The organism is Rathayibacter tanaceti, assembly GCF_001634385.1.
Lineage (GTDB): Bacteria > Actinomycetota > Actinomycetes > Actinomycetales > Microbacteriaceae > Rathayibacter > Rathayibacter tanaceti.
In genome coordinates, this window is sequence record NZ_LIIN01000200.1 from 1 (window position 1) to 2,944 (window position 2,944).

The window sequence follows — 2,944 nt, forward strand, 5'->3', positions numbered from 1 at the left end:
TCCCCGCCGCGCGCCCTCCGCGTCGTCGGTGCGCACGGCGTCGACCACGCCCGCCGCGGTGCGCGCGAGGACGACCACCGGCAGCCTCCTGCGCAGCTCGCGCAGCGCGTCGTCGCCGAGTCGGCTGCCGATCAGCACGAGCGCCTCCGGTCGGTCGTCGAGCAGGGTCTGCACGGCGTCGCCCTCGGTGCGGGTGCGGGCGCTCGCCGACAGCAGAAGCGAGAAGCCGCGGTCGGCGGCAGCGGTGTAGAGGGTCTCCACGAGGTCGCCGTGGAACGCCTGCCGGACCTCGAACGAGACTCCGACGGTGCGTGACCGCGACTCCCGCAGCTGCTGGGCGCGACGGTCGGGGCGGTAGCCGAGCCGCTGAGCGACCTCGCGCACGCGCAGGCGTGTTGCCTCGCTGGCGCCGGGCGCGCCACGCAGGACGATCGAGACGAGGGCGCGCGAGACGCCGGCGGCGGCCGCCACGTCCTGGATGGTCGGGCGGCGCGCGGACGCACCGGCGGAGGAGTCGTCGGCGGTCATCGCGGCTCCCTCCTTCCGGCGCGTGGGCCTCCAGCCTGCCGTATCCGGTCGGGTGCGAGCCCCGCGCGCGGTGCGTCCGAGCGTGCGGAGTCGGGCGAGGAGGTGCGGATGGCGGGGCTCGTGCGAGCGCGCTCCGGATCGGCTGGCGCTGATCGGAGTCGATCCGGCGCCGGGCCGCGCACCGTGCGGAGAGCGGGTGCTCGAAACGGCCCTCGACGCCGCGGCCACGACCGACGTCGAGCGGCCGTTTCAGTCGGCCTGGCGCTCCTCGCGCCGATCGAGCAGGCGGGTGAGGGCCAGGAGCAGCGCGATCGCGCCGAACCCGGCCACGATCAGGGCGACGACCTCGCCCGGCTCGAGGGTCAGCCCGCGCTCGACGACGGCGGTGCGCAGGGCCGGGTCTGCCGAGATCGCGAGCAGACCGGCCGAGGCGGCGAGCACGACGAGGCCGTAGAGGATCGCGCCGACGCGGATCCGCGGGGTGCGGGAGGCGGGGGGTGTGGTCATCGTGCTGCTCCTGTCGCGGGGGTGGCGGTGCTGGGGGTGGTGGCGTCCGATGCGGCGCCGGATTCGGTGGTGTCGCTGGGGTCGAGGACGCGGATCGAGCCGCCCTCCTGGGTGATCCGCACCACGAACGGTGTGGCGGCGGGGTCGCCGAAGGTCTGGGTCCAGAGCTGCCGGCCGTCGACCGTGCGCACCTCGCGCGGAGTGCCGACGTCCCGTCCGTCGGCGTCGACGATCCGCAGGTCGGTGTTCTCGGAGGAGCTCTCGATCCGCACCGCTGTGCCCTCCACCCAGGTGAGGGAGACGCGGCCGGCGCCCACCCAGAGGTCGAGCGGCTCCTCACTCTCGACCTCGGGAAACGCCACGATCGAGAGATCGCTCGCGGCGAGGGTCGCGTAGCGCCCGGGCGACGCGTTCGAGAGGCCGTAGGAGCCCGTGATCGGCAGGAAGGTCCGGTCCGGTGGCAGCAGCGCGGCGGTCGTCGCCGTCAGCAGCGTGAGCAACGACAGCACGATAAGCGTGATCGTGCGGCGTCGGAGCGGGCCCGCGAGCACGATCACCACACCGAGCACGAGGGTGGCCGTGGCGAATCCGACGACGGTCGCCGTCGATCCGGAGGCGGTCAGCGAGGCCAGAGCGCCGGCCAACGCCGCGGCACCCACGGCGAGCAGCACGAGGCTCGCCCGCAGCCGGGGGTTCGCTGCCCGGCGCAGGCGCTGCCGCTCGAGCCGGGCCGCGGTGACCGCGCGGGCGGCACGCTGCGCCTCCTCGGCCCTGGCCCGAGCGGTCTCGCGGGCCGAGGCGTCTGCTGAGCGCGGAACGCCTCCCGCTCGGCCCGCCACGCCTCCTGCCGCTCGCGCCACTCGGCGACGGCCTCGGGGGAGGAGGGGCGGCGGTCCTGCGGCGCGGGCGGAGCGAGGGGACCCTGGTGAGCCGCAGTCTCCGCCGCAGCGGGAGCCCGCTCCTCGCCGCGTCGCCTCGAGCGGCGCACGATCCAGACGACGAAGCCTGCGATCAGCCCCAGCACCACGGCCGACCAGAGCGCGCGCCCGGTCGTCGGCGCCCACGCATCGACTCCGGTGTAGGCACTGCCGAGCGACCAGAAGCCCTGCGCCACCGGGAGCATCGAGGCGAGCAGCAGAACGCCGATCCCGGCGTGCACGCGGTCGAGCCTGCCGCGCAGCAGCCGTTCCACCGGGAGTGCGCCGTCCTGGTCGGGCAGCAGCAGCCAGCCCGCCGCGTAGAGCAGGAGCGCCGGCCCGCCGAGCACCGCCACCACGAGCACGATCCCGCGGACGATCAGCGGGTCGATGCCGAGGCGGTCGGCGACGCCCGCGCACACTCCGCCGATCCAGCCTGGCCGACGAGGCAGGTCGAGGCCGCGCAGCCAGAGCACGAAGCGGTTCTCGGCGGCCGGTTCGTCGGGGGCTGCGGAGGCGCCGCCCGGGCCGGGTGCGTCGCCTCCGGTGGGCGCCGCCGCGGCTCCCGCTGCGGCGTCCGCCGCTGCTCCGTCCGGTCCTGCGCCGTCCGCTCCGGCGGGCCCGTCTCCCGGTGGTGTCGTGCTCGGTGCTGTCATGCTGCGAGTCTCCCGTGCCTCCGATGCCCCGGGCCATCGGGGGAACCCCTGATCCGACCCCGAGTCGACCCCGCCCGAGCGCCCGACCTGTTTGGATGCAGGGGTGAGCACACTCCCCGGAACCTTCGCCCGCCCGCCGCTGCGGCGCGAGCGCACGGTCGTGCTCGGCGGAGTCTGCGCCGCGCTCGCCGAGCACCTCGGCTGGAGCATCCGCCGCACCCGCCTCCTCGCCCTCGTCACGACCGCCCTCGGCGGAGGGGGAGTGCTGCTCTACCTCTGGCTCTGGGCGCTGGTGCCCCTCGTCCCCGCCGACGGCGAGGACCCGGCCGTGCGCCG

General features: G+C 75.9%; 5 protein-coding genes. 1 reads left to right on the top strand and 4 read right to left on the bottom strand.

Features of this window, described 5'->3' with window-relative positions; all coding sequences use genetic code 11:
• The 4 genes from ACH61_RS14725 to ACH61_RS14740 all read right to left on the bottom strand — a co-directional run.
• Positions 1–528 (bottom strand): LacI family DNA-binding transcriptional regulator (locus tag ACH61_RS14725; RefSeq protein WP_153038920.1); only part of this gene is annotated, 528 nt, incomplete at its 3' end.
• 249 nt (positions 529–777) lie between these two features.
• Positions 778–1,035: a hypothetical protein gene (locus ACH61_RS14730; RefSeq protein WP_068213484.1), complete on the bottom strand. Its 258-nt coding sequence runs from the start codon at positions 1,033–1,035 to the stop codon at positions 778–780.
• On the bottom strand, positions 1,032–1,706 hold the full coding sequence (locus ACH61_RS14735; protein WP_068213494.1) for a hypothetical protein: 675 nt from the start codon (positions 1,704–1,706) through the stop codon (positions 1,032–1,034). Before ACH61_RS14735 ends, ACH61_RS14730 begins: the two co-directional genes overlap by 4 nt.
• Positions 1,655–2,608: a PspC domain-containing protein gene (locus ACH61_RS14740; RefSeq protein ID WP_068213497.1), complete on the bottom strand. Its 954-nt coding sequence runs from the start codon at positions 2,606–2,608 to the stop codon at positions 1,655–1,657. Before ACH61_RS14740 ends, ACH61_RS14735 begins: the two co-directional genes overlap by 52 nt.
• Before the next feature lie 103 nt (positions 2,609–2,711).
• Here ACH61_RS14740 and ACH61_RS14745 point away from each other — a divergent pair.
• The coding region (locus ACH61_RS14745) for a PspC domain-containing protein (protein WP_153038921.1) at positions 2,712–2,944 on the top strand (233 nt) is incomplete at its 3' end.

Coding starts and splice junctions, on each gene's coding strand:
- ACH61_RS14740 (WP_068213497.1), bottom strand. CDS start 2,608: ATGACAGCACCGAGCACGACACCACCGGGAGACGGGCCCGCCGGAGCG.
- ACH61_RS14730 (WP_068213484.1), bottom strand. CDS start 1,035: ATGACCACACCCCCCGCCTCCCGCACCCCGCGGATCCGCGTCGGCGCG.